Annotated in this window: 22 protein-coding genes and 1 pseudogene; 10 read left to right on the top strand and 13 right to left on the bottom strand. The window is 64.0% G+C overall.

The annotated features are described in order from the left end of the window. The first annotated feature begins 79 nt into the window (after positions 1 to 79). Genes P6U29_RS24410 through P6U29_RS24425 form a run of 4 tightly spaced genes read left to right on the top strand, consistent with a single transcriptional unit; the run spans position 80 to position 5,028 of the window. Positions 80 to 1,822, top strand: a complete 1,743-nt coding sequence (locus tag P6U29_RS24410; RefSeq protein ID WP_407112658.1) for a type I secretion system permease/ATPase — start codon at positions 80 to 82, stop codon at positions 1,820 to 1,822. Further along, entirely contained in the window at positions 1,819 to 3,138 is a 1,320-nt protein-coding gene (locus P6U29_RS24415) for an HlyD family type I secretion periplasmic adaptor subunit (RefSeq protein WP_407112659.1), read from the top strand. The genes P6U29_RS24410 and P6U29_RS24415 overlap by 4 nt, the downstream gene beginning before the upstream one ends. 15 nt (positions 3,139 to 3,153) lie before the next feature. Then, a complete protein-coding gene (locus P6U29_RS24420; RefSeq protein ID WP_407112660.1) occupies positions 3,154 to 4,101 on the top strand; it encodes a hypothetical protein in 948 nt (315 codons plus the stop codon). 54 nt (positions 4,102 to 4,155) lie between these two features. After that, entirely contained in the window at positions 4,156 to 5,028 is an 873-nt protein-coding gene (locus P6U29_RS24425; RefSeq protein WP_407112661.1) for a GNAT family N-acetyltransferase, read from the top strand. Positions 5,029 to 5,043: 15 nt separating this feature from the next. Here P6U29_RS24425 and P6U29_RS24430 read toward each other — a convergent pair whose 3' ends face one another. Continuing rightward, positions 5,044 to 5,769 (bottom strand): SDR family oxidoreductase, encoded by a 726-nt coding sequence (locus P6U29_RS24430; protein WP_407112662.1) that lies wholly within the window; start codon positions 5,767 to 5,769, stop codon positions 5,044 to 5,046. Between the two features lie 103 nt (positions 5,770 to 5,872). On the opposite strand from P6U29_RS24430, the gene P6U29_RS24435 reads away from it, so the two are divergent. Continuing rightward, positions 5,873 to 6,763: a LysR family transcriptional regulator gene (locus P6U29_RS24435; protein WP_407112663.1), complete on the top strand. Its 891-nt coding sequence runs from the start codon at positions 5,873 to 5,875 to the stop codon at positions 6,761 to 6,763. A gap of 16 nt (positions 6,764 to 6,779) precedes the next feature. Then, on the top strand, positions 6,780 to 7,184 hold the full coding sequence (locus P6U29_RS24440; protein ID WP_407112664.1) for an ester cyclase: 405 nt from the start codon (positions 6,780 to 6,782) through the stop codon (positions 7,182 to 7,184). 65 nt (positions 7,185 to 7,249) lie between these two features. Here P6U29_RS24440 and P6U29_RS24445 read toward each other — a convergent pair whose 3' ends face one another. Then, positions 7,250 to 8,461 carry an MFS transporter gene (locus P6U29_RS24445; RefSeq protein ID WP_407112665.1) on the bottom strand — a complete coding sequence of 404 codons (1,212 nt, stop codon included), beginning with the start codon at positions 8,459 to 8,461 and terminating at the stop codon, positions 7,250 to 7,252. 287 nt (positions 8,462 to 8,748) lie between these two features. Between P6U29_RS24445 and P6U29_RS24450 the strand changes: the two are divergent. Then, positions 8,749 to 10,182 (top strand): annotated as a pseudogene (locus tag P6U29_RS24450) (IS1182 family transposase); the annotation flags it as partial. Between the two features lie 336 nt (positions 10,183 to 10,518). Then, positions 10,519 to 10,977 carry a cupin domain-containing protein gene (locus tag P6U29_RS24455; RefSeq protein WP_407119415.1) on the top strand — a complete coding sequence of 153 codons (459 nt, stop codon included), beginning with the start codon at positions 10,519 to 10,521 and terminating at the stop codon, positions 10,975 to 10,977. Positions 10,978 to 10,986: 9 nt separating this feature from the next. On the opposite strand, the gene P6U29_RS24460 is transcribed toward P6U29_RS24455, so the two are convergent. Together P6U29_RS24460 and P6U29_RS24465 are read right to left on the bottom strand one after the other, a co-directional pair. Further along, positions 10,987 to 11,565 (bottom strand): DUF308 domain-containing protein, encoded by a 579-nt coding sequence (locus P6U29_RS24460; protein WP_407112666.1) that lies wholly within the window; start codon positions 11,563 to 11,565, stop codon positions 10,987 to 10,989. Positions 11,566 to 11,646: 81 nt separating this feature from the next. After that, positions 11,647 to 12,231, bottom strand: a complete 585-nt coding sequence (locus P6U29_RS24465; protein WP_407112667.1) for a TetR/AcrR family transcriptional regulator — start codon at positions 12,229 to 12,231, stop codon at positions 11,647 to 11,649. Between the two features lie 79 nt (positions 12,232 to 12,310). On the opposite strand from P6U29_RS24465, the gene P6U29_RS24470 reads away from it, so the two are divergent. Then, positions 12,311 to 12,811 (top strand): peptide deformylase, encoded by a 501-nt coding sequence (locus P6U29_RS24470; RefSeq protein WP_407112668.1) that lies wholly within the window; start codon positions 12,311 to 12,313, stop codon positions 12,809 to 12,811. A 58-nt stretch (positions 12,812 to 12,869) separates the two neighbouring features. Here the strand turns inward: P6U29_RS24470 and P6U29_RS24475 are convergent, their stop codons facing one another. From P6U29_RS24475 to guaA, 9 genes are all read right to left on the bottom strand, one after another. Beyond that, positions 12,870 to 13,232, bottom strand: coding sequence for an ArsR/SmtB family transcription factor (locus tag P6U29_RS24475; protein WP_407112669.1), 363 nt, complete (start codon positions 13,230 to 13,232; stop codon positions 12,870 to 12,872). After that, positions 13,232 to 13,894 carry an SRPBCC family protein gene (locus P6U29_RS24480; protein WP_407112670.1) on the bottom strand — a complete coding sequence of 221 codons (663 nt, stop codon included), beginning with the start codon at positions 13,892 to 13,894 and terminating at the stop codon, positions 13,232 to 13,234. The genes P6U29_RS24475 and P6U29_RS24480 overlap by 1 nt, the downstream gene beginning before the upstream one ends. A gap of 125 nt (positions 13,895 to 14,019) precedes the next feature. Beyond that, the gene (locus P6U29_RS24485) at positions 14,020 to 14,901 is read right to left on the bottom strand and encodes a GyrI-like domain-containing protein (protein ID WP_407112671.1); all 882 of its coding nucleotides are present in this window, start codon (positions 14,899 to 14,901) and stop codon (positions 14,020 to 14,022) included. 200 nt (positions 14,902 to 15,101) lie between these two features. After that, a complete protein-coding gene (locus P6U29_RS24490; RefSeq protein ID WP_407112672.1) occupies positions 15,102 to 16,361 on the bottom strand; it encodes a serine hydrolase domain-containing protein in 1,260 nt (419 codons plus the stop codon). Between the two features lie 178 nt (positions 16,362 to 16,539). Further along, positions 16,540 to 17,637, bottom strand: a complete 1,098-nt coding sequence (locus tag P6U29_RS24495; protein ID WP_407112673.1) for a G1 family glutamic endopeptidase — start codon at positions 17,635 to 17,637, stop codon at positions 16,540 to 16,542. An 11-nt stretch (positions 17,638 to 17,648) separates the two neighbouring features. After that, the gene (locus P6U29_RS24500; RefSeq protein ID WP_407112674.1) at positions 17,649 to 18,482 is read right to left on the bottom strand and encodes a phosphatase PAP2 family protein; all 834 of its coding nucleotides are present in this window, start codon (positions 18,480 to 18,482) and stop codon (positions 17,649 to 17,651) included. Positions 18,483 to 18,570: 88 nt separating this feature from the next. Continuing rightward, a complete protein-coding gene (locus tag P6U29_RS24505) occupies positions 18,571 to 20,028 on the bottom strand; it encodes an adenylate/guanylate cyclase domain-containing protein (RefSeq protein ID WP_407112675.1) in 1,458 nt (485 codons plus the stop codon). Beyond that, a complete protein-coding gene (locus tag P6U29_RS24510) occupies positions 20,019 to 20,342 on the bottom strand; it encodes an adenylate/guanylate cyclase domain-containing protein (protein ID WP_407112676.1) in 324 nt (107 codons plus the stop codon). Before P6U29_RS24510 ends, P6U29_RS24505 begins: the two co-directional genes overlap by 10 nt. Positions 20,343 to 20,499: 157 nt before the next feature. Beyond that, positions 20,500 to 22,098, bottom strand: a complete 1,599-nt coding sequence (gene guaA, locus P6U29_RS24515; protein WP_407119416.1) for a glutamine-hydrolyzing GMP synthase — start codon at positions 22,096 to 22,098, stop codon at positions 20,500 to 20,502. 147 nt (positions 22,099 to 22,245) lie between these two features. Here guaA and P6U29_RS24520 point away from each other — a divergent pair, with 147 nt between their 5' ends. Continuing rightward, entirely contained in the window at positions 22,246 to 22,617 is a 372-nt protein-coding gene (locus P6U29_RS24520) for a nuclear transport factor 2 family protein (RefSeq protein ID WP_407112677.1), read from the top strand. Positions 22,618 to 22,903: the final 286 nt, after the last annotated feature.

Here is a 22,903-nt window from a genome sequence, read left to right on the forward strand (position 1 = left end):
GGGCGCTCGCCCCACGTCACGCCATGCGTAAGCCCGCCGGCGTCTCGGCGCAGACTCTCCGACCCCAAGGATATCCCAGATGACGGCAGGGCTGTTGACGGCCGCGGACGAGGCAATCGAGCCGTCGTATCGCCGCGGCGACGACGTCCGCGAGGCGCTCAAGAAGCTCTGGCCGCATTTCCTCTGGGCCGGATTGTTCTCGAGTGCGATCAACCTGCTCTATCTCTCGTCGCCGCTGTATCTCATGCAGGTCTATAACCGCGTCCTGCTCAATGAGAACATCTCCACCCTCGTCCTTCTCACTCTTATCCTCGGCATCGCGCTTCTGACCATGGCCGGGCTCGACGCGGTGCGCGCCTGGATCCTCATCCGCTGCGGCATCCGCCTCGACATGGCGCTGTCGACGCGCGTGTTCGAGGCGCTGGTGGTACGATCGGCCGAGCGCGGCGCCTCGCGCGGCGCACAGCAACTGCGCGATCTCGACCAGTTCCGTACCTTCGTGACGGGCTCCGGAATCTACTTCGCGTTCGACCTGCCGTGGATTCCGATCTATCTGCTGCTGCTGTTCTTCATCCATCCCCTGCTCGGCCTCGTCGCCACCATCGGCGCGCTGTTGCTGTTGGGACTCGCCGGCGTGAACGAAGTCCTAACTCGCAATCCGATGAAGCAGGCCGAGGCGTCCGGCAACCAGTCCTACGTCTTCACCGAGAATGTGCTACGCCACGCCGATGTGATCCGCGCCATGGGCATGCAGCCCGCGGTCGAGCGCAACTGGCAGAGCCAGCGCTCGGCGATGCTGGTGCAGCAGGCCGTCGCCAGCGACAAGAATGCGGTGATGACCTCGTCGATCCGCTTCTTCCGTCTCTTGCTGCAATCGCTGATGCTCGGCACCGGCGCCTGGCTCGCCATCGACCATGCTATCACGCCTGCGACCATCTTCGCCGCCAGCATCGTCATGGGCCGCGCGCTGGTGCCGGTCGAACAGGCTGTCGGCACCTGGAAGCAGTTCATCGGTGCGCGTGACGCCTATGCGCAGGTGCGCGACCTGCTCGCCACTGTCGATCTGACCACCCCACAGACGATCGTGCCGAAGCAGCGCAACACCGTCGAAGTACGCGAGCTCGTCTGCGAACTTCCGGCGCGGCCCGAACCGGTGCTCAAGGGCCTGTCCTTCGAGCTTGCCGGCGGCCAGGCGCTCGGCATCGTCGGCCCGAGCGGCTCCGGCAAGAGCACGCTGGCGCGGCTGCTCGTCGGCGCGATGGCACCCGCTGCCGGGCGGCTGCGCTTCGGCGGGCTCGACTACAATCACTGGGATCCGGTCGAATTCGGGCGCCACGTCGGCTATCTGCCGCAGGACGTCGGCCTGTTCGCCGGCACCGTGCGCGAGAATATCGCGCGCTTCGGCGACGCCTCGACCGAGGAGATCATCGACGCCGCCATCCGCGCCGGCATCCACGACATGGTGCTCGATCTGCCGCGGCAGTACGACACCCGGCTCGGCGTCGGCGGCTTCGGCCTCTCCGGCGGACAGCGCCAGCGGCTCGGTCTCGCGCGCGCCCTGCTCGGCCGGCCGCCGCTGCTCGTGCTGGATGAGCCCAATGCCAATCTCGATGCACCCGGCGAGGAGGCGCTGAAGGCTGCGCTACTCAGCGCCAAGGCCGACGGAGCAGCCGTGATCGTCATCACTCACCGCACCACGATCCTAGACATCGTCGACATCATGATGGTGCTGCGCAGCGGCATGCTCGACATGCTCGGCCCGCCCGCCGAGGTCTATCAGGCCTTGCAACAGCAGGCTGCCGCCAGGGCGGCCGCATCATGAGCACAGCGACCTATATCGCCGATCGCGAGCGCGCCTATTACGCGCGGCCCGGCCGGCCGGCGCTGGTCGGCGCGATCGTGGTCGGCGCGTTTGCTGCGGCCATGACGCTGTGGGGAACACTCGCCCCGATCTCGGGCGCCGCGATCGCCAGCGGCAATCTCCAGGTCGAGGGGCGGCGTCAGAGCGTGCAGCACCCCTATGGCGGCGTCATCCGCCAGCTTCTGGTTCGCAACGGCGCTCGTGTCGAGAAGGGACAGCTGCTCCTCGTGCTCGACGACAGCGATCCCCGCGCCAAGCTGGACGTGCTGGTCGCTGACCGCGATGCCTCGCGCGCGGCGCAGGCCCGGCTGATGGCCGAGCGCGATGGTCTCGCCACCCCGGACTTCGGCGTCGATCCGAAGGACGCAAGGCCCGCGTTGCGCCAGGCGATGGCGAATGAGACTGCGATGATGGCCGCGCGAAAGCACCAGTTCGATGCGGAGACCGCCGTGCTCCGGCGCAAGATCGCCGAGCTGAACGCGCAGATCGGCGGCACGCAGGCCCAGCTCACCGGCACCGAGAAGCAACGTGAACTGCTCTCCGACGAGATGAACGGCGCCCAGCGCCTGTACGAACAGGGTTATACGCCGAAGACGCGCATCCTGGCGCTGCAGCGGGAAGACGCCAAGCTGCAAGCTGACATCGGCGCGCAGCGGGCCAACATCGCCGGAATGCAGCAGCAGATCGCGCAGAACGAGGCCGAGATCGCCAGGGCCGAGCGCGCGAGGATGAGCGAGATCACCGACCAGCTCCGCTCGACGGAGAACAAGCTTGCCGAACTCACTCCGAAGATCGACGCCGCGACCGACGTCGTCACCCGTACGCAAATCCGCGCCCCCGCAACCGGCTCAGTGGTCGGGCTCGACGTCTTCACCGAAGGTGGCGTAATCCAGCCCGGCGCCAAGCTCATGGATATCGTGCCGTCGGACAATCCACTGATCGTGGACGCGCAATTGAAACTATCCGACATCAACGACGTCGCCGTCGGTCGCCGTGCCGAAATCCGGCTGACCGGCGTCAGCTATGTCGAGCGCCCCCGCCTCTACGGTACCGTGCGGACCGTGTCGGCCGACCGCGTTACCAACGACAAGGCCGGCGGCCCCGGCTATTACGCGGTCGAGGTCTCGCTGGAGCCGGAGGACGTCAAGAAGTCACGCATCGAGTTGCAATCTGGCATGCCGGCCGAGGTGATCGTGCCGACGCGGCCGCGCACGCTGTTCGAATATCTGTTTGGTCCGCTCCGCGACGAGCTGACCCGTGCTTTCCGCGAACGCTGACGAGGAGCAGGGCCGATGGCTGCATCCGAGCAGAACAACCGCCGCGCCGAAAAGGCCGAGACTGCGCGCCACATCACGACGGAAGAGACGGTCGCCTTCATGACCGCGCTGGTCGCCTTCCTGAAGGAAGCCGAGGCCGCCGGGCATCATGGCGGCAACGATGCGCGATCCTTGCCGGCAGATTTGCCGTCCGCGCCCGCGCACGCCGTCGATCCCGCGCTCATGGAGTTGTCGCCGGCGGACCACAAGGCCGTCTCCGGCGATCAGCACGCCGATGCGAGCGTGCCGGTCGCGCACGAAGCCTCGACAGCCCTTCATGCAGATGCGACGACCGCCAGCGCTTTGCATGCCGACGGAAACGTCGATGTCGTCAGCATGACGCACAGTCCGGTCAGCGCGTCTGTCTCGGTTGACAGCCATGCCCTGACGCCGGCTGCGCCCGTCGTGTCTGACCATCCCTCGGGAAACGGCGCCAGCTCGGTTCACGCCGATGTTGCGACGTCCACATTCACCGATCCGGCGTCGCCACTGCTCGATCTCGGCAGCGCCATCACGAACCTGGTCGGTGCCTCGCTGTCGGCGATCTCGCACACGCTCGACAGCTTGAGCACGACGGTCAGTCAGCTGACGTCCACGGTAACCGGAACGATCGGCCAGCTCACAGACAGCGTTACCGGCCTGGTCGGCGGCCTCCTACATTCCGTCGGCGGCGAAGCTCACGACGGGTCCGCCCCCGACCTGTTCAACGCGCTGGTTACCGATATCGTGAGCACGCCGCTGGCCTCGCAGCACGACAGCGCAGCTACGCACGATGTCGGTATCGCTGGCCTCGACACCGCCGGCGCAGTGCCGATGGCGGCGCTGCCGCCGCTGACGATGCATCTCGGCTTCCTCGGCCAGCCCAGCGACGGCCACGACCTTCACGACGGCGCCTTCTCGGCGCTCGGCGTGCATCATTTCTAGCGCGGGCTCAAGCCGCGATTGACAGTCCACGATCTCTGACTAAAGTCAGATATCATGCTCGACCCCGTCGCCCGTGTCCGCCGTTTCAACCGCGCCGTCACCTCTGCCGTCGGTGCGCTCGATACCTCGTTCCTCGGCCGCGGCCGGCCGCTCGGCGCGGCGCGCGTGCTCAATGCGATCGGGCACGGGCGCTCGGATGTGGCTGAGATCCGCGACTATCTCGGTCTCGATTCCGGATTGATGAGCCGGCTGCTCCGCAGCCTAGAGGACGAAGGGCTGATCGAGACCGCCGCACGTGAAGACGATGCGCGTCGGCGCATGGCAAAGCTCACGCGCGCGGGCCGGCGCGAGTTCGCGGCCTACGAGGCGCTGTCGAACGCGCAGGCCGACGGCATCCTGGCGCAACATTCGCAAGCCGAGGCGCTGCTGGCGGCGATGGACCTGGTCGCTTCCGCGCTGACGCGCGAGCGTGTCGCGCTCGATGAGATGGATCCGCGAAGCGAGCAGGCCCGCTACTGTCTCGGCGAGTACTATGCCGAGCTCGGCCGCCGCTTCAGCCAAGGCTTTGACGTCTCGCTGTCGCGCGATCCCGACGCCAAGGACATGCGTCGCCCGCGCGGTAGCTTCATCGTCGCGATGTCGGACGCGCTGCCGATCGGCTGCGTCGGCTTGAAGGGGACCGACCACGGCCACGCCGAGATCAAGCGACTCTGGGTCGCGCCCGCGGCACGCGGACTGCGGCTCGGCCGGCGGCTGATGGGTGCGGCCGAGAGCACCGCGCGCGAGCTCGGCATCACGCTGCTGCGGCTCGACACCAACAGCGCGCTGCCCGAAGCCGGTCAGCTCTATCGCAGCATGGGCTGGCGCGAGATCCCGCGCTTCAACGATGATCCCTATCCGGACCTCTTCTTCGAGAAGCGCCTCTGATGCGGCGGGATATCGTCATCTCGTCCGCGTCGGACGCACGACGATCTCGTTGACGTCAACATCTTCGGGCTGCTCGATGGCGAAGCGCACGGCCCGCGCAATCGCGTCAGGCTGAAGCGCGATGGCGCGATAGGTCTTCATCGCCTCGGCTGCTACCGGATCGGTAATGCTCCCGGCGAGCTCGCTTTCGACCACGCCGGGATGGATGCAGGTGACGCGGATGTCGTCGTGCTCCTGGCGAAGGCCGTCCGAAATCGCCCGCACCGCATATTTGGTGGCGCAGTAGACGGCAGCCGTTGGAGACACGCTCAAGGCGCCAATCGATGCGATATTGATGATTTGGCCCGATCCGCGCGCCACCATCTCCGGCAGCACCGCCGCGATGCCGTAGAGCACGCCCTTGATGTTGACGTCCACCGTCCAGTCCCACTCCTCGACCTTGAGCGATGACATCAGCGACAGCGGCATCACGCCGGCATTATTGACGATGACGTCGACACGGCCCCAGACACCGCGCGCGGCGTCAGCAAAGGCGGCGACGCTGGCGCGGTCGGTGACGTCGAGCGGATGCGCGAGCGCTGTTCCGCCCGCCGCGTTCAGCTCGGCCGCGAGCGCGCTCAGGCGGTCGATACGTCGCGCGCCCAGCAGTACCTTGGCGCCGGCCGCAGCCAGCTCGCGCGCGATGCCTGCGCCGATGCCGCTGGAGGCGCCGGTGATGAGAACGACTTTGTCGATTGGCATGAGGGTCTTCCTGTCGCTTTCTGATGATTACGCGAAGATGGACCGGCGGCATCGCTGTGATAAGACGATGACTTCTAACCACGCTCGTAAGCTGCGCTAACCGATGGAAACAGATTTCAACGCTCTCGCCGTCTTTGCGCTGGTAGCCGAAGAACGGAATTTTCGCGTCGCTGCAAGCCGTCTCGGCGTGACCCGGCCGGCGGTGAACCAGACCATCCGACGACTGGAGGAAACGCTGGGCATCGCGCTGATCCAGCGCACCACGCGCAGCGTCAGCTTGACGGAAGCCGGCGAGCAGCTTTACGCGGAGGTCGCGCCTGCCATCGCGGACATGCGCGCCGCGCTCGGCACCACAGAAGCGCTACGCGGGCGGCCGCGCGGACGGCTGCGGCTGGCGGTCTCCTCGATCGCGGAGCACTTCCTGTCCGGTCCGTTTCTTGCCGCCTTTGCCGAAACCAATCCGGAGGTGCAGCTCGACGTCACCGTGACCGACGAGGAGTTCGACATCGTCGCCGCCGGCTACGATGCCGGGGTGCGGCTCGGCGAGGTGATCGAGCAGGACATGATCGCGCTCCCGATCGCCGCCGAGGAACGCCAGCTCGCGGTCTGCGCGCCGTCGTTTCGCGATCGCTTCGGCATGCCCTCGCATCCGTCCGAACTCACTTCGTTTCGCTGCATCGGCTGGCGTCCGGCGCCGAACCTTATGCCCTATCGCTGGGAATTTGCCGAAGGCGGCAAGGAGTTCAGCGTCGCGGTCGCTCCTGTCGTCACGACCAACGACATGGCACTGATGATCAAGCTCGCGGTGGCCGGCGCCGGCATCACCTTTGGAATGGAGGCAAGCTTCCGGCCCGCGATCGCGCGCGGCGAGCTGGTGCCGATCCTGGAAGACTATTGCCCGTTCTTCGCCGGCTTCTATCTCTATTATCCGAGCCGCCGCAACGTCGCGCCAAAACTGCGCGCGCTCATCGATCACGTGCAGCGGCGCGCATGAGCCGAAGGAATCTGCCATGGCCAGGGACGATCTTGCAGACATCTACCGCGACTACATCGCTTGCCTGAACCGGCGCGACTGGCCGGCCCTCGGACAATTCGTGCATGATGAGGTCGCCCACAACGCGCGGCCCCTTGGGCTTGCGGGCTATCGCGCGATGCTGGAACGGGATGTTCGGGAGATACCCGATCTGCAATTCCGAATCGAGATGCTGATCTCCGATCCTCCGCGCATCGCCGCCCGATTGAAGTTTGGTTGCGCACCAGTCGGGACATTCCTCGGTCTTCCGGTCAATGGGAAGCGCGTGTCCTTCCACGAAAACGTGTTCTACGAATTTCGCGAAGGCAAGATCCGGCAGGTCTGGTCGGTGATCGACAAGGCCGCGATCGAGGCGCAGTTGAAGGTGACGTTGCCCGGGTGAGCGAAGCGACACCCGGGACGTCGCGATCCCGCATGTCGCTGCGCCCATGCGGGCGACGAGGTGATTCACGCCGCCGCCGGCGCCATCTCGCCTTGCGGCTTTGCGAAGGGGCGGAACGTCATCGCCATCAGGAACGCACCCAACCCCATCGCCCAGGAGGCGATGTAGAGCCAAGCGTAGCTGGAGAAGGCGTCGTAGATCAGGCCGCCGGCGAGCGGGCCGGTTGCCATGCCGAGGCTGCCGGCCATCGCGGTGCCGCCGATCACCGTGCCCATCATCTTGAGCGGAAAGTTCTCGCGGATGAGAACGGCATAGAGCGGCATGGTGCCGGCGTAGAGGAAGCCGAAGATCGCGCCGACCGCGTAGAACGTCGTGAGCTGATGCGCGAAGACATAGGCGAGCGCGCCGAACGCCTGCAGCAGGAGGCCGGAGACCAGCACGCGCTTGGCGCCGAAGCGGTCGCCCATCAGGCCGAAGGCGATGCGCCCGCCGAGGCCGGCAAATCCCTCGATGCTGTAGATCGTCACCGCCGCGACCAGCGGAATGCCGCAGCTCACGGCATAGCTGACGGTGTGGATGATCGGCCCGGAATGGGTCGCGCAGCAGAAGAAGTTGGTGGCAAGCAAGATGAGGAATTGCGGCGAGCGCAGCGCCTCGCCCATCGACATCTCGCCTTGCGCAGCGCCCGGTGAGGCCGCTGCCTGCGCGAGCGCGGGCGGGCGGCGCACCAGCAACGAGACCGGGATCATGATGGCGCCGACCACGAGCGCGACGATCTGCATCGAGGTGCGCCAGTCGTGGCCGGAGACGAGCCAGGCCGCCAGCGGCGACATCGTCATCGGCGCCATGCCCATGCCGGCCGAGACCAGCGACACGGCGAGGCTGCGATTTGTTTCGAACCAGCCGGTGACGGTCGCCATCATGGGCGCGAAAATCGCCGCACACGCCGCCCCGACCAGCAGGCCGAACACGACCTGGAACACGATCAGCGAGGTCGCATGGCTCGCCGCGAACAGGCTGAGCGCCAGCACGGTCGATCCCGTCAGCACCACCGGACGCGGCCCGAACCGGTCCGACAACGTGCCCCAGGCCATGCTGGTGAAAGCCATGGCCAGAAAGCCGATCGTCATCGCGCTGGAGATGCCGGTCACCGACCAGCCGGTGTCCTTTGCGATCGGCTGCAGGAACACCGGCAGCGAAAACATGCCGCCGATCGCGACGCAGCCAAGCACGCCGCCGGCGACGACGATCACCCAGCGATAGTTGGAAGAGGTCATTTCGGTCTCCCGTCAGGTCTGTCTCACGTGGAAGACGAATGGGAACGGCGCCGGCCGACAAGGCTGATGTCGTTTTTGCCGCACGCTTTTGTGACCTGAAGCAAAAAATGAAAAAACAACCCCATGCACAGTAGCCGGCCCCTGCAGGATCAATGACTTACCGACCGAGGAACTGCCCGCTCAGCGGCTTGCGCCTTGGCGACGGCGGACATGATCACGGACCGGTTTGACACGTCGAGACTGAGCAAGAACTCGGCATTTTGGTGAGTTGATGTACGATTCTGTTCATGACGAATCGCACATTCAAGACCGGCGAGAGCCGCGACCAGGCCAGCCTGCTTCCTGCTCGGATTGAGGACTATGTCGGACCGGACAACCCCGTCCGGGCGATTGAGAGCTTCGTTCGTGTCCTCGACCTTGCCAAGCTCGGCTTTCGCCATGCGGATCGCAAGGCTGAAGAGGTCGGCCAGCCGCCATACGATCCAGCCGATCTGCTGAAGCTCTACCTTTACGGCTACATCAACCAAATCAGGTCGTCGCGTCGGTTGGAGCGGGAGGCCGGCCGCAATCTGGAACTGATCTGGCTGCTGAGGAATCTGAAGCCGGGTTATCGGACGATCGGCAATTTCCGCAAAGAGAACTGGGCGGCGCTGAAGGCAGCCAACCGCAGCTTCGTGCTGCTGATGCGCGAGCTTGGTCTTGTCGGCGGCAGCGTTGTTGCAATTGACGGCTCGTTCTTCCATGGCGACGCCAGCAAGGCCAGCATCTTTACGCGCAAACGGCTTGCCGATCAGATCATCAAGCTGGACCAAGAGATCGAGGCTTACGGCAAGTGCCTTGAGGACAATGATGCCGCGGAAGCCAAGAAGCCGGGCAAGGATGGCCCCGATGGCGGCGGCGGAGGTGGCGGCGACATCGGTGCGAAGATCGCGGCGCTGCTGGCGAAGCGCTTGCGCGCACAAGGCGACCTTGCTCGGCTGGAAGAGAATGGCGAGACGCAGCTATCCCTGACTGATCCGGATGCCCGGCTTCTGGTCAAGAGCGGCCAGGGCGTCGCAGGCTACAATGTGCAGACCGCCGTCGATGACAAGCACAAGCTCATTGTCGCCAGCGAGGTGGTGAACGACAGCAGCGATGTCGGCCAGCTACATGCGATGGCCATGGCGGCAAAAGAGGCTCTCGAGGTCGGGGCCCTGCAGGCGCTGGCAGATGAGGGCTATTACAGCAGTCGCGAACTGAAGGCCTGTGAAGACGATGGCATCACGCCCTATGTGCCGGTGCCGGAGGGCAACGCCCGGCTCGAGAAGCAAGGCCGCTTTGCCCTCAAGGACTTCAACTATGATGGCGCAACCGACACCTACCGTTGTCCTGCCGGCCAACCGCTACATCCGATGAAGAGCAGGCAAAAGAACACCAGCGGCCGCATCGAGATCCGCTATGCGGCGCGCGGAGCGATCTGCAGGACCTGCCCGCTCAAGGTCCAGTGTCTCTCGTCGAACGCGGCCTACCGGACGATCGGTCGCTGGGAGCATGAAGGCGTTCTTGAACGTCATCGCGCGCGGATGCAGGGTGCAGGCGAGCTGATGCGCCGTCGTTTTGCCATCGTCGAGCATCCGTTTGGCACGCTCAAATGCCGCGCCGGCTATCGTCATTTCCTGGTCCGCGGCTTCGATAAGGTCCGCGGTGAGTGGAACCTGATGGCGCTCTGCTACAACTTTACCCGCGTGCTCAACATTCTTGGCTTAGACGTGTTTCTGGCCGCCCTCGCAAAGACGCTCGCTCCTGGCCGAGGCACCCTCGCAGCCCTCCTGCAGGGCATCCAGCTTGCTCCAGAGGCCTTCTGGATCAATCACCCGCCTCCGATCGCAATCGGTCGCCCACACCGGCCTGACTCCGCCAAAACGAGTATTCTTGCTCAGTCTCGACGGGCAAAACACTCTGCACAATGGCATCATCCCAGAGATCCTGATCTCGTCTACGATGATCCTTCGCGTCGCCGCGATCGGGCCCCGCGGCTGGGCTCCGCCGTCTGTGCCGTGAATTGCAGGAATCACTCCATGCCAAAGATCGACACCGCTGCCGTGCCGGCCCGCAAGGGCTCAGGCTACCCGGCGCCCTTCAATGCGCCCTGCGCCGAGCGCATCCGGCAGCGGCTCGGCGATGCCGGAGGCTTGTCGGATTTCGGGGTCAACCTGATGCGCCTGCCGCCGGGCGGCTGGTCGAGCCAGCGGCACTGGCATTCGGACGAGGACGAGTTCGTCTACATACTCGCAGGCGAGGTGACGCTGATCGAGGATGGCGGCGAAACCGTGCTGCGCGCAGGCGATTGCGCGGCCTTCCCCAAGGCAAGCGGCAACGGCCATCACATGATCAACAGGTCGAGCGTGACAGCGGTTTATCTCGAGATCGGCTCGCGCTCGCGAGCCGACCTCATCACCTGCTCCGACATCGACATGATGAGCCCGGCATCGGACGGCCGCTTCCTGCACAAGGACGGCACGCCGTATCCGAAGTGACGTAGCGGCTCACAGGGCCGCGCTGCGGCGCCAGCTGCCGACCGTGAGCCAGACCGCCGAGACGAGGAAGTAGAGCGCGCCGACCGCAGCATAGCCCGCGACATTCGCAATCGACGGCACCGCAGGCATCGAGGCCTGAAAGATGAAGTAGCCGCCCGCCAGGGCCGACTGGCCACCACTGAGCACCATGGCCCACTGCGCACCGAAACGCTGCCAGCGCCGCACGGCCGTGCCGAGTTGGAGCAATCCCGACAGGATGGCCCAGGCCCCGAAAATTCCGAGCACCCAATTCATGCTCACCCGCAAGGCCAGGACGACCGCGATGGCGGTCGCCACGCTGACCAGCACGTTCAGGCCCTGCGTGCGGTTCTGGTTCAAGCCACCGCTACTGAGCGCGTCGAGATAATTGGCCGCGGCATCCCAGGCCGGATAGGCGACGAGCAACGTTGCTGCGATCGCCGCGGACGACGGCGCGATCGCGAAGGCCGTAACGACCCAAGCGAAGGAAAACGCGGCACGCAGCAAATAGTACTGCTTCAGCCATTGCGCTTGGTCGGCCGTGTTCGCAGCCATCTCACGATTTGTCATTCCCTACTCCTTACCTACTAGTTGGTAGCTTACGCGCGAAGCGGAAGCGCCGCGCCGCCCTGCCCGGCCGTGTCGACCTCGTCAGTGCCTGGTGGAAAGCCGGTCCAGCAGCGGCCGGGTGACGGTCCCGAACATTTTTGGATCGCCATAAGCGCGCGCTGACAGCATCGCGCCGTGAACGGTCGCCATGAATCCCTCCGCCTCGACCCGCGCCGTGCTGGCGAGGTGGAGCCGCCCTTGCCGCTTGCCGCGCTCCATCAGCGAAGCCAGCCAGGACGCCAGGTAACGGAAATGAGCGCGGACCTCGAGCGCCACCTCGTCAGGCAGAATCGGAAGCTCGCTGGCAAGGAGCGCGCAGACGCAGAAGGGAGTCGTCGCGTCCTTGATGCACGCCTCCCAATACGCGACGTAGCTTTTGAGCTGCTCGGCTGGATCAGCGACATTGCGTTCGAGGGCCGACAGGCCCGCCTGGGCCTCCTCGCGATAGCGCGCCACGAGGGTACGCACCAGGTCGACCTTGCTGGCGAAATGGTGGTGGATGCTCGGCTTGCGGATGCCGACGACATCGGCGATGTCGGCGTAACTGAATCCGTTGTAGCCGCCGGCGATAATCAGCGTGCGGGCACAGGCAAGAATGTCGTCGGCGGTCGAGGAAACGGCGTTCATGGCGCCTAGCTACCTTCCAGTCGGTAGGTGGTCAAGCGGGGATGCTTCAACGATCCGTGAGTGAGTGGTAGGAGCCTGCATGACCATTCGCCCGATCGTGCGCTATCCCGACCGCCGGCTCGCGCTGCCGGCCCGCCCCGTCACCGCGTTCGACGAGTCCTTGCGCGATCTCGCGAACGACCTGCTGGAGACCATGCGCGCCGCGCCCGGCATCGGCATCACCGCGCCGCATATCGGCGTGCCCTTGCGCGTCGTGGTGCTGGAGCTCGACGCCAAAGATGGCGCGCGGACTTACGTCAACCCGGAGATCACATGGGCTTCGCCCGAGATGATCATGCATCGCGAAGGCAGCGTCTCGATGCCTGGGGTCAACGACCAGGTGCAGCGCCATGCGCGGGTGCGGATCAGCTATTGGGATCTCGACGGCAACATGCAGAGCGAGGAATCGGACGGCCTGCGCGCCGTCTGCCATCAGCACGAGATCGACCAGCTCGACGGGATGTTCTGGATCCAGCGATTGTCGCGGCTGAAGCGGGAGCGGCTGATCAAGAAGTTCGAGAAGATGTCGCGGAACGCGTAGGGGGATTAGCGACAGCGTCATCCACCAATGTGAACGCTGTAGCCCGGATGGAGCCCGCTCACGCCCTCTTCCCGCCGCGCCTGGTGATCGGCGCATTGCGACGCTCTCGTTTCCCGCGCGCGATCTCGGTGGCCAGCGCGTCCAGCTTGGGCTCCCAAAAATTCCTGAACTGGCCGATCCATGCATCCACCGCGCGCAGCCCGGCAATGTCGACCGAATAGAGGCGCCTCTGCGCCTCCGCTCGAACGCTCGCAAAGCCGCTCTCTCGCAGCACCTTGAGGTGCTGCGAGACGGCCGCCTGGGTGATGCCGAACTCGGCCCCGATGATTTCGACGACCTCACCGGACGCCATTTCCTTGAGGCCCAATAGCTCGAGGATGCGACGGCGCACGGGATCGGCGAGGACCTCAAAGGCGTGCATTAGCTTCCGGTGCCCGGATGTGCGATGTCGGGCGGCATCTCGCCGCGATAGAATGCGATGGTGCGGTCCGAGCGCTCTTTCGCCGCGGCAGGATCGACCCCACTCGCGACATGCGCCGCGCACCAATACTCGCCGCTTGTCGTCATGAATTCCTTGCCCTCCGGCGAGCCCATCCAGGCCTCGGCCGTCTCATGATCGACCGATGCACCGGTCGCAAGATATTGCTCAAGTCCCGCAAGCGCGAGGTCCCAGCCGATCCCCACGGCACCCGGGCCGAACTGATTCCAATGATCCTCGATGATCGCGGTGTGCTCAAGCGTCAGGCGCGCCTGGCTTCGCTCGGCCGTCAGGCTGACGTCGATCCAGCTCGTCGCGCCGCCAAATTCCCAGGTCGCGGCGAAATGGGTCGGCGGCGTACATGCGGTGATGGTCCCGCCCGCATTACCTTTGAGCTGATACATTCCGCCGAGTTGGAGCTCTCCCTCGACCGGAAGAAACCAGCGCTGAATGCGCTCCCTGCTGGTCACGGCGTCCCAGAGATCGTCGACGCTGGTGTCGTAGAGCCGCGTCAGTGTCACCGCACTCGTAGGTTTTCCGTCCTTCTCGAAATTCCTCACCGAGCGCGTCACTAGCCCTAAGACCCTGGCGACATCGATCTGCATTGCGTTCCTCCCTCTCGTTTGGCGCGCGATGAATATCAATCCATGCTAATATAAGTCAACCCTTATATTCTCGCGAGACGGCAGCGGCCCGTCCGTTTCTTCGGACGTGCCACCACCAGGGCACACTATTTCAGCGGCAGAAACAGTTCCGCAACCGTCTCATGCTCCGGCACCTCCGGGAAGAAGCTCAGCCGCTGGCAATAGATCGGAAAGTCGCGCGCCTCCTCGCCGCTGGCGGGAAGCCAGTCGCGATAGAGGTAGAGCGCGGCGGACTCCAGATTGTCGGTGTAGCCGACGACGCGCAGCACGGCGCAGCGTCCGCCGGGAATCTCGCCGGCCTTGATCGCTTCGCCGCATCCCGTGATCGGCTGGTCGGTGCCGACGCACAGGTCCACGCTGTAATCGGCGGCGCGCGCAGGACGCCGCTCGGAGCGCCAGACATTGAAGGTCGGGCTTGTGCTGGGGTGCAAGCCCGCCGCCTTGCGCCAGGCGATGAAGCGCTGGATGGTGGCGGGAAGCGTTGCCGGGTCGCCCCGATGCTCCATGATCGCCACCTTCGTGGTGGGTACATCGCGGATGGTCACGTCGTCAGTGGTGAAAGTTCTCTGCATGAGCTTGCTCCTTGCGATATCGAGAGGCCCGAAGGCCGCAAGCCACGGCTCCCAGTCGGGAGAATTCCGAAACGACGACGGCGATTGCCCGAACCGTTGCCGAAAGGCGCGGGCAAAGGCATCCGGTGCTTCGTAACCGGCATCCATCGCGATGTCGGTGACGCTTTGCGCGTCGGTGTAGGCGAGCTGGTGCGACGCGCGCTTCAGACGGGCCAGCTGGACATAGCGATGCACGGACAGACCGAAGCTCGCCGTGAACTGCCGGTGGAAATGGAATTTCGAGAAGGCCGCAACGCCGCTCAAGGTTTCCAGGTCCAGATCATCGTCGAGATGCCGGTCGATATGCTCCAGCACCCGCCGCATGCGGTCTTGATAGTTTTGCAGCGCCGCCTTCATCGTCCCTCCTCCGTGGCGGCTCCAGTTAGCAGCTGATGGCCGTGGCGTGCTCGACCGATCTTGCGGTTTTGGCAAAGGTCCGTAGCCCGGATGGAGCGCAGCGCAATCCGGGGTTCGTTCCTCACGGGCACTTGCGCGATGCGGTTGGTCTGTCCCGGATTACGCTGCGCTTCATCCGGGCTACAAAGAGGTCGCGCGCCCTACCCGCCCGCCATCAGCTCCTTCGCCAAGGCCATATAGGCCGGCAGCGTCACGGGATCGTTGGCGGCATTGCCCGCCATGGGGTGCGAGGCGTAGCGCGCGATCACCATCTCGGCCTTGGGATCGATGTAGATGCCCTGGCCGTGGACGCCGCGCGCCATGTAGGCGCCGTGAGCATTGTGGGTGACCCACCATTGATTGCGGTAGGAGGCGCCCGGCAGCGTGGTGTAGCCGGCCGGCTTGAACTTTTCGGGGTCGCCGCCGCGCGCAATGTCTTCGACGACGGTTGACGGCACGATCTGGCGGCCGTTGAAGCGGCCGTGATTGCGCATGGTCTCGCCGAATCGCGCGAGATCGCGCAAGCTGGTGGAGAGACCGCCACCGCCGCTCTCGGTGCCGATGCGGTCGACGTGATAATGCGCGTCCTCCTCCGCACCCATCGGCTGCCAGATGCGCTCGGACAAAAGATCGGACAGCGTCATGCCGCTAGCGCGCCTGACGATCCAGGCCAGCACGTCGGTGTTGACGGTCTTGTAGGCAAAGGCCTTGCCGTGCTCGCCCTGCTTCTTCTGCGCGATCAGGAAATCGAAGATGGTGGTCGGGCCTTCGTAACCCGGCGGCATCGGCGCCATGCCGTTGGCGCGCCGCAGGCCCCACACGTCCGAATTCTTGTCGGTGTAGACCTCAGTGTAGGCGAGCCCCGTGGTCATATCCATGACCTCGTGCACACGCGCATCGCCAAACGCGCTGCTCTTCAGCTCCGGCACATAATCCGTGACGGGCGCCTGCGGATCGATCTTGCCTTCGCTGACCAGCATGCCCGCGAGCACGCCGGTGAACGACTTCGTCACCGACATCGCGATATGCGGCTTGTGCGGCTTCAACGCGCCGAAATAGCGCTCATAGATCAGCCTGCCCCGATGCAGCACCGCGATGCCGTCGGTGTACGTCTCCTCCAGCATCTTTTCAAACGTCATCGGCCGGCCGTCCATCGTGGTCGAAGCGACCGCGCCGATGGCATGGTCCTGGCGCGGCAGAGACGACGCCGGCCCCGCTCCGCGCCAGACGTTCACCGTCGGCACCAGCTGGCGGATGTTGCTCCAGGCCCAGCGGAGTTCAGGAAAATTGCGGAACGAGCCGTCCTGGAAGGTGATGAGGCGGTCGGGAGACGGCGGGAAGCCGCGCATCCAGCCGAGGGATTCGGGGTCGGTGGAGGTGGCGGGCACGAATGTTTGGCTGGAGGCGGTGGCGACGGACATGAAGGCGGGCTCCGGACGGAATACCGCGTCGTAGCACGGCAGCGCTCGGCGAACATCCGCGTTTGGAGCGTGGAGACCTGCACGAATCGTACTGCACCTTCGACGCCACCCATCTCGTTATACGCAGAATCGCGGCACGGACGTGCGCGCCGTTGCTCGCCACTGGCGGCACCGGATATCAACTCAATAGACCACCGCTGCCCGGCGCCGATGCGTCGCGATAGCGGACGCGAATGCTGCGGTCGCCCTCCTTCCGCGCAACAGACACGAAGGACGTGCGGTGGGGATCCGGAAAGATGTCGGTCATTCTGATGAATTGGAGTCGATCAAGTTGCTGCGCCGTTGCTGGCGCCCCGATTGACGCAGCCGACTGGGCGAGGCAATCGCGAAAGACGACGTCCGTGTAGCTTGGCAACGGATACAGACGATGACTGCCGATGACGGTCGGCCGTTCCACAATCCACTCGGCGGTCGAGCCAAGCGGCAAAATTGGACCTGGTGCAACGACAAGAAATGTCGTGAACAGGCCGGTCGTCTGGTTCTTGATGAAGAACTGCACCTCATCGTGATGGCGCAACGTCAAGCCAGCGATGATCTCATCGTTCACGGAGACGTCGATGTTTGGGATCGGCACGGGAGGGTTGTTGCGGTTATCCGGCGGATAGTTCTCGTCCAATGACCACCATTGCCACCAGGCATATGCCTTTTTCTTCTCGATGCCGTCCACAATCTGCAAGCATTGGCTGGTACCGACTTGAGGCATGGACGACGTCGGATAGCGGCGCCGACCATCGATACCAACCCATACCGAAGATTGAAATTCGTCGCCTTGCTTTGCGCTATGTGGCAGCACCGGCGGCAGCGACACGTCTGGCACCTGCCATGTTCCGCTGACGTGCACCAATCTATTCGGGTATTCCGCAGTGAGGCAGCCGCCAGACCAATTTCGGCTGCGTTGGAAGCGTTGAAAGCTTGGTCTTACGATACGACCGACACGATTTGCGGGGACAGGCGGAGGTTGCCCGTTCACGACCTTTGGGAACTCTGTCGCTACAATCTTGAGCGGTTTGTCCAGCAGTCGAGCCCAAAGGCGAAAAAGTTCGGGCTCTTTGTCTTCATCAGGGCGAGGTGGCAGCCCAAAAAACTCAAGCTGAGCTCGGCTCGCCATCAGGGGATTAAAATCCTCTGGCGGCGCTTCAAAGGCATGAGCACGTCGGTCGATCTCTTTGATGAAGAGGTCGAGAGACAACTCAAATGCTTTGGCCATCTCGCCCATCGGTGCCGCCCTCAGATCCACTCGGACCGAGCTTGCGTCATGGCGGCCGCAAACGACGAGGGCTTACCGGTGGGGTGCGGCATGACCGCCTCATCCGTCAAGATCGTGAACAGACTGGAGGCGAGAGTTGCGCCAGCTGCGCTGTCAGTTCGAAAATGAAGACCGGCGAGCTCTCGATTGCGTGCAATGCGATCGGCAAGCTTGGTCAGAACAAGGCCGATCCCCTGGTCAGGCGTGCCTTGCAGAATTGCAGTCGCGCATCGTGCAAAGAGGTGCGCCTGGGTGGAGTGACCGCTGGGATACGACGCGTGGCCAGGGACTGGAATCGGAGGCAACAGCGCCGGAATGAGCTGAGACGGACGCGGCCGGTCAAACTTGCTCTTGAAGTGCATTGCCGCCATCGTGGCGACCAGGTTTGCCGCATTCAGGACAGTAAAGGTCGCCGGATGGGAGATCGGGCTGGCTCCCATGACCGATAGGAAATAGCGCATGAATTCCCGGTCCTGTCCCAAAATCTCGCCCAGTGCAGCCGGCCTCTCGTCAAGGACCATGGTTCTCAGCGTTTCAATCTCCGTGGAGGTTGGCGGTTGCGGCGGCGCCACAGTGATGCTTGCCTGCCACCCTGTCGCGCCAAAGTCGCTCAATATTCGCCACGCCTGCCAGATTGGAGCCCAGTTGTTAGCACCAAAACGCGTGCGCTCGACCGACACGCTTGCAACCCCCGGCTCGGTGATGAACGGCAGATCGACTCGATCGGGGAAACGCACCACATCGCTTCCGAACCCTACGTCGCCGACGTCGCCCGTGTCGCCGGTGTCGCCTGTATCGCCCGTATTGCCGGTCATGTCGCCTCCTCCCTAATCAGAGTGAACGCACCCTATGAATACGCCAAACGGTGACCACGAAGTGTGAAATAGCCCATATTTGTTCGAATTACTCGGGCATCCCCGCCGCCAGCAGCCGCTGGATCCGTTGCCTCTTGATGTCGCCCTGCATCGGCGTGCGAGCGGCCCACGCCGATACGCAAAAATCCGGAACAATTCCGGCGTGCCGGTTTGCGATCTCGCGGGCTTCCTCGACTCTGTTCATTGCGATCAGGCTGGAAATGAGAGTGCGAAGATTGGACGTATTTCGCGCATTGTGCATGTCAGCCCGGCGCCCCCAGGAGATAGCCTGATCGAAATTGCGATTCACGTAGTGAGCCTGCGCGAGAATATGCTCCGCGAAAAAGACATGCCGATCGAGCGGCGACAGGCGCACGCCAGTCTCGGCGCAGCGCACAGCATTTGGGCCATCACCGGTAAAGCACAGGGTTGCACCTTTGAAGATCCAGGCGATTGCCGAGTTCGGACATACGGCAATTGCACTATCGAAAATACTGACCGACTGCTCGAAATCCTTCGTCAAGTGAGATTGCGCATGACCGAAGAGCGCCAGAGCCATTGCGTCGTGGCTGTCGTTTGCGATAGCGGCCCGCGCCAGCCGCGCGGCCGTATTGAGATCGGCGGCAACATCCGGCGACCATCCTTGGCCTTGGCGGAACATGTGCCAGTAGGCGGCGTAGGAGAACGCCGGCGCGTAGCCGGGATCAAGCGCGATCGCCCGCTGGAGCAGTCCCCTTGCGCGCGAAAAGGTCGCATAATCAAGTTGGTAAAGCGGGTCCATCGCTTGCAGCACCAGATCGTAGGCCGTCGTGTTCTGCGGATGCTTGCGAAGCGATTTCCTCAACTCTCGGTCACGCACGTGGGGCGCAATCGTCTTGACGACTTCCTGGGCGATGCGATCCTGAACATGGAACAGATCATTGAGGTCACCTTCGTGCTGATCGGCACGAATGATTTCGCCCGTGTTCGCATCGCCAAGTTCGGTGCCAATTCTCAAACACTGTCCCGACCGCAGCACGCTCCCGGAGAGCACATAGCGAACGCCAAGGTCCTTGCCGACTGCCCGCAAATCGATCGCCTCGCTGAGACCAGTCGTGGAGCCACGCGATATAACAAAGAGCTCCTTCAGCGAAGCCAAAGCGTAGATAATGCGATCGACCATGCCGTGGGCGAAATACGCTTCATCTGCGCTGGTGAGACTGCGAAACGGAAGTACCGCGATCGACGCGCGTCCTTCGTAGCCGCCGACCATTTCTCCGAGAGGAGCCGTCACCGTGCCGGGAAGCGTAAGGCTGATCACCTGAACCGGATGCGACAGGTTGCGCAAATGCAAAAGGCCAAGATCGACGGCATCCAGACCAAGCGTTCCGCCGACGGCGTCGCGGAATGCGCCCGAAACCACGATGCCGGCCGGCTCGGCATAGCTTTGAAGGCGAGCGGCGATGTTGACCCCGTCGCCGTAGATGTCGTGGTCCTCGACAATGACATCGGCGATGTTCAGACCCATGCGAAAGCGATACGGCGGTCAGGGGGCTGATCTGCCTCCCGTTTCGTCACCTCGCTTTGCATCGCGATTGCCGCTTCCAGCGCATCCCGAGCACTGTCGAACATAGCCAGGAAGCCGTCACCGGTGTTCTTGACGATCTTCCCGCGCCGGCCCTCAATGATGGGATGAAGGATCGAAAACCTGAAGTTCATGAGGCGGCCGTGGGTGCCCCTCTCGTCGAGCTCCATCAGGCGCGTGTAGCCAACAACATCGACCATCAGCACCGACGCGAGCCGATGATGAAGAAGGGGAACGTCGCCCGGATCCGCCATCATTTCTGGGACACCAGCGCTTGCCGCCTCGGATCCCAGCAGGTTAGCCCTCTGGTTCGCCGCGTCAATTCGCTGAGTTTGTCGCAAACAAGACAACCGCAGCGGGAAATCCGGCAAGAATCAACGCGGGTCGCAGTTGCACCGGAGGTGGTTCGTCACCTCACTCCCACTCAATCGTCCCAGGCGGCTTGCTGGTCACGTCGTACACCACCCGGTTCACGCCCTTCACCTCGTTGATGATGCGCGTGGCGGTCTCGCCCAGGAACTTCATGTCGAACTGGTAAAAGTCGGCGGTCATGCCGTCGGTGGAGGTGACGGCGCGCAGGCCGACCACATAATCGTATGTGCGGCCGTCACCCATGACGCCAACCGTCTTCACCGGGAGCAGCACCGCAAACGCCTGCCAGATCTCGTCATACAGGCCGTGCTTGCGGATCTGGTCGATGTAGACGGCGTCCGCTTTGCGCAGGATGTCGAGCTTGTCCTTGGTGATCTCGCCGGGGCAGCGGATCGCGAGGCCCGGGCCCGGGAACGGGTGGCGGCCGACGAAGATTTCGGGGAGGCCGAGCTCGCGCCCGAGCTTGCGCACCTCGTCCTTGAAGAGCTCGCGCAAGGGCTCGACGAGCTTCATGTTCATGCGCTCTGGGAGGCCGCCGACATTGTGGTGCGACTTGATCGTCACCGAGGGGCCACCGGTGAAGGAGACGCTCTCGATCACGTCGGGGTAGAGCGTGCCTTGCGCGAGGAAGTCGGCGCCGCCGATCTTCTTGGCCTCAGCTTCGAACACCTCGATGAAGAGGCGGCCGATGGTCTTTCGCTTCACTTCGGGATCGGTGACGCCTTCGAGCTCCCCGAGGAATTGCTTGGACGCATCCACGTGCACGAGCGGGATGTTGTAGTGGTGGCGGAACAGATCGACCACCTGCTCGGCCTCGTTGAGGCGCATCAGGCCGTGATCGACGAAGACGCAGGTGAGCTGGTCGCCGATGGCCTCGTGGATCAGCACGGCCGCGACCGCCGAATCGACGCCGCCGGAGAGGCCGCAGATCACCCTGCCCTTGCCGACCTGCTGGCGGATCTTCTGGATCTCCTCCTCGCGGAAGGCGCGCATGGTCCAGTCGCCGGTGAGGCCGGCGATCTTGCGCACGAAGTTGCGGATCAGCTTTGCGCCGTCGGGCGTGTGCACCACTTCGGGGTGGAACATCAGGCCGTAATATTTGCGCTTCTCGTCCTGGATGATCGCGAACGGCGCGTTCGGCGAGGTGCCGGCGACGGAGAATCCCGGCGGCATCTTGGTGATGCGGTCGCCATGGCTCATCCAGACCTGATTCTTGCTGCCTGATGACCAGATATCCTCGAACAGCTTGCTCTCAGCCTTCACCTCGACATCGGCGCGGCCGAATTCGCGATGATGGCCGCCCTCGACCTCGCCGCCCAGCTGGGCTGCCATGGTCATCTGGCCGTAGCAGATGCCCATCACGGGCACGCCGGAATCGAAGATCAATTGCGGAGCGCGGGGCGAGCCGGCCTCGTGCACCGATTCCGGTCCGCCGGAGAGGATCACCGCCTTCGGCTTCATCTCCTCGAAGGCAGCTTCTGCCTTGTTGAACGGGACGATCTCGCAATAGACCCCGTCCTCGCGGACGCGACGCGCGATCAGCTGCGTCACCTGGCTGCCGAAGTCGACGATGAGAATCTTGTCGTGCGCCGAGGCCACCGAGGGCGTCGACGCGGAGCGGTCGTTCTGTGCTGCTGTCATGGCCAGCAGATACGCTGGCAGCGCGCGCGCCGCAACCGCGGTCGCGGTGCGCCCACATGCTTCTTTGGGCATGGACAAATGAATATAGGTAAGTAATATTGACCTATTGTGCCCACTCTCAGAAAAGGGCCGATCAGCGAGAATGCCATGTCACAGCATCAGCAGCCATCAACGCTTGCCGCGCTCGGCCGGACCTGGGTCGAGGCCTGGAATGCGCGCGATCTCGAGCGCGTGCTCACGCTCTATGACGAGGCGGTCGTGATGACCTCGGACCGCATTCCGGCGCTGGGGTTCGACGCCAGCGGAACATTGCACGGCAAGGAGAGCTTACGCGCCTATTGGGGCAAGGCGCTCGGGCTGTTGCCGAACCTGCATTTCTCGCTGATCGACCTGTTCGTGAGCCCCGACAGCGTCGTGGTGTTCTACGCGAACGAGCGGGGCAAGAAGATCTGCGAATATCTGCGGGTGAATGAGGCGGGGCTGATCGTGCAGGGCTCGGCGAACCATCTGGTGGAGTGACGCTGACGCGCGTTGCTGTCGCAGCAGCGCGCTTGTCGTGTGCGGACGGTGCCGCCCACCCGCCGCTGTCATTCCCCGCGAAAGCGGGAATCCAGTACGCCGCGACCTCTCGATAAACCACGAACGTCTCGGACTACTGGATCGCCCGGTCGAGGCCCGGCGATGACAGTGAGAGTGGGGAGACTGCTTGCCCCAAGCGTCATTGCGAGCGCAGCGAAGATTCCATGGGGAGTGGATAGCGACCGGGTCTGAGGCCAGACTGAGGTTGCTGAAGCACTCAACCTGG

The organism is Bradyrhizobium sp. LMG 9283 (assembly GCF_045571415.1).
Lineage (GTDB): Bacteria > Pseudomonadota > Alphaproteobacteria > Rhizobiales > Xanthobacteraceae > Bradyrhizobium.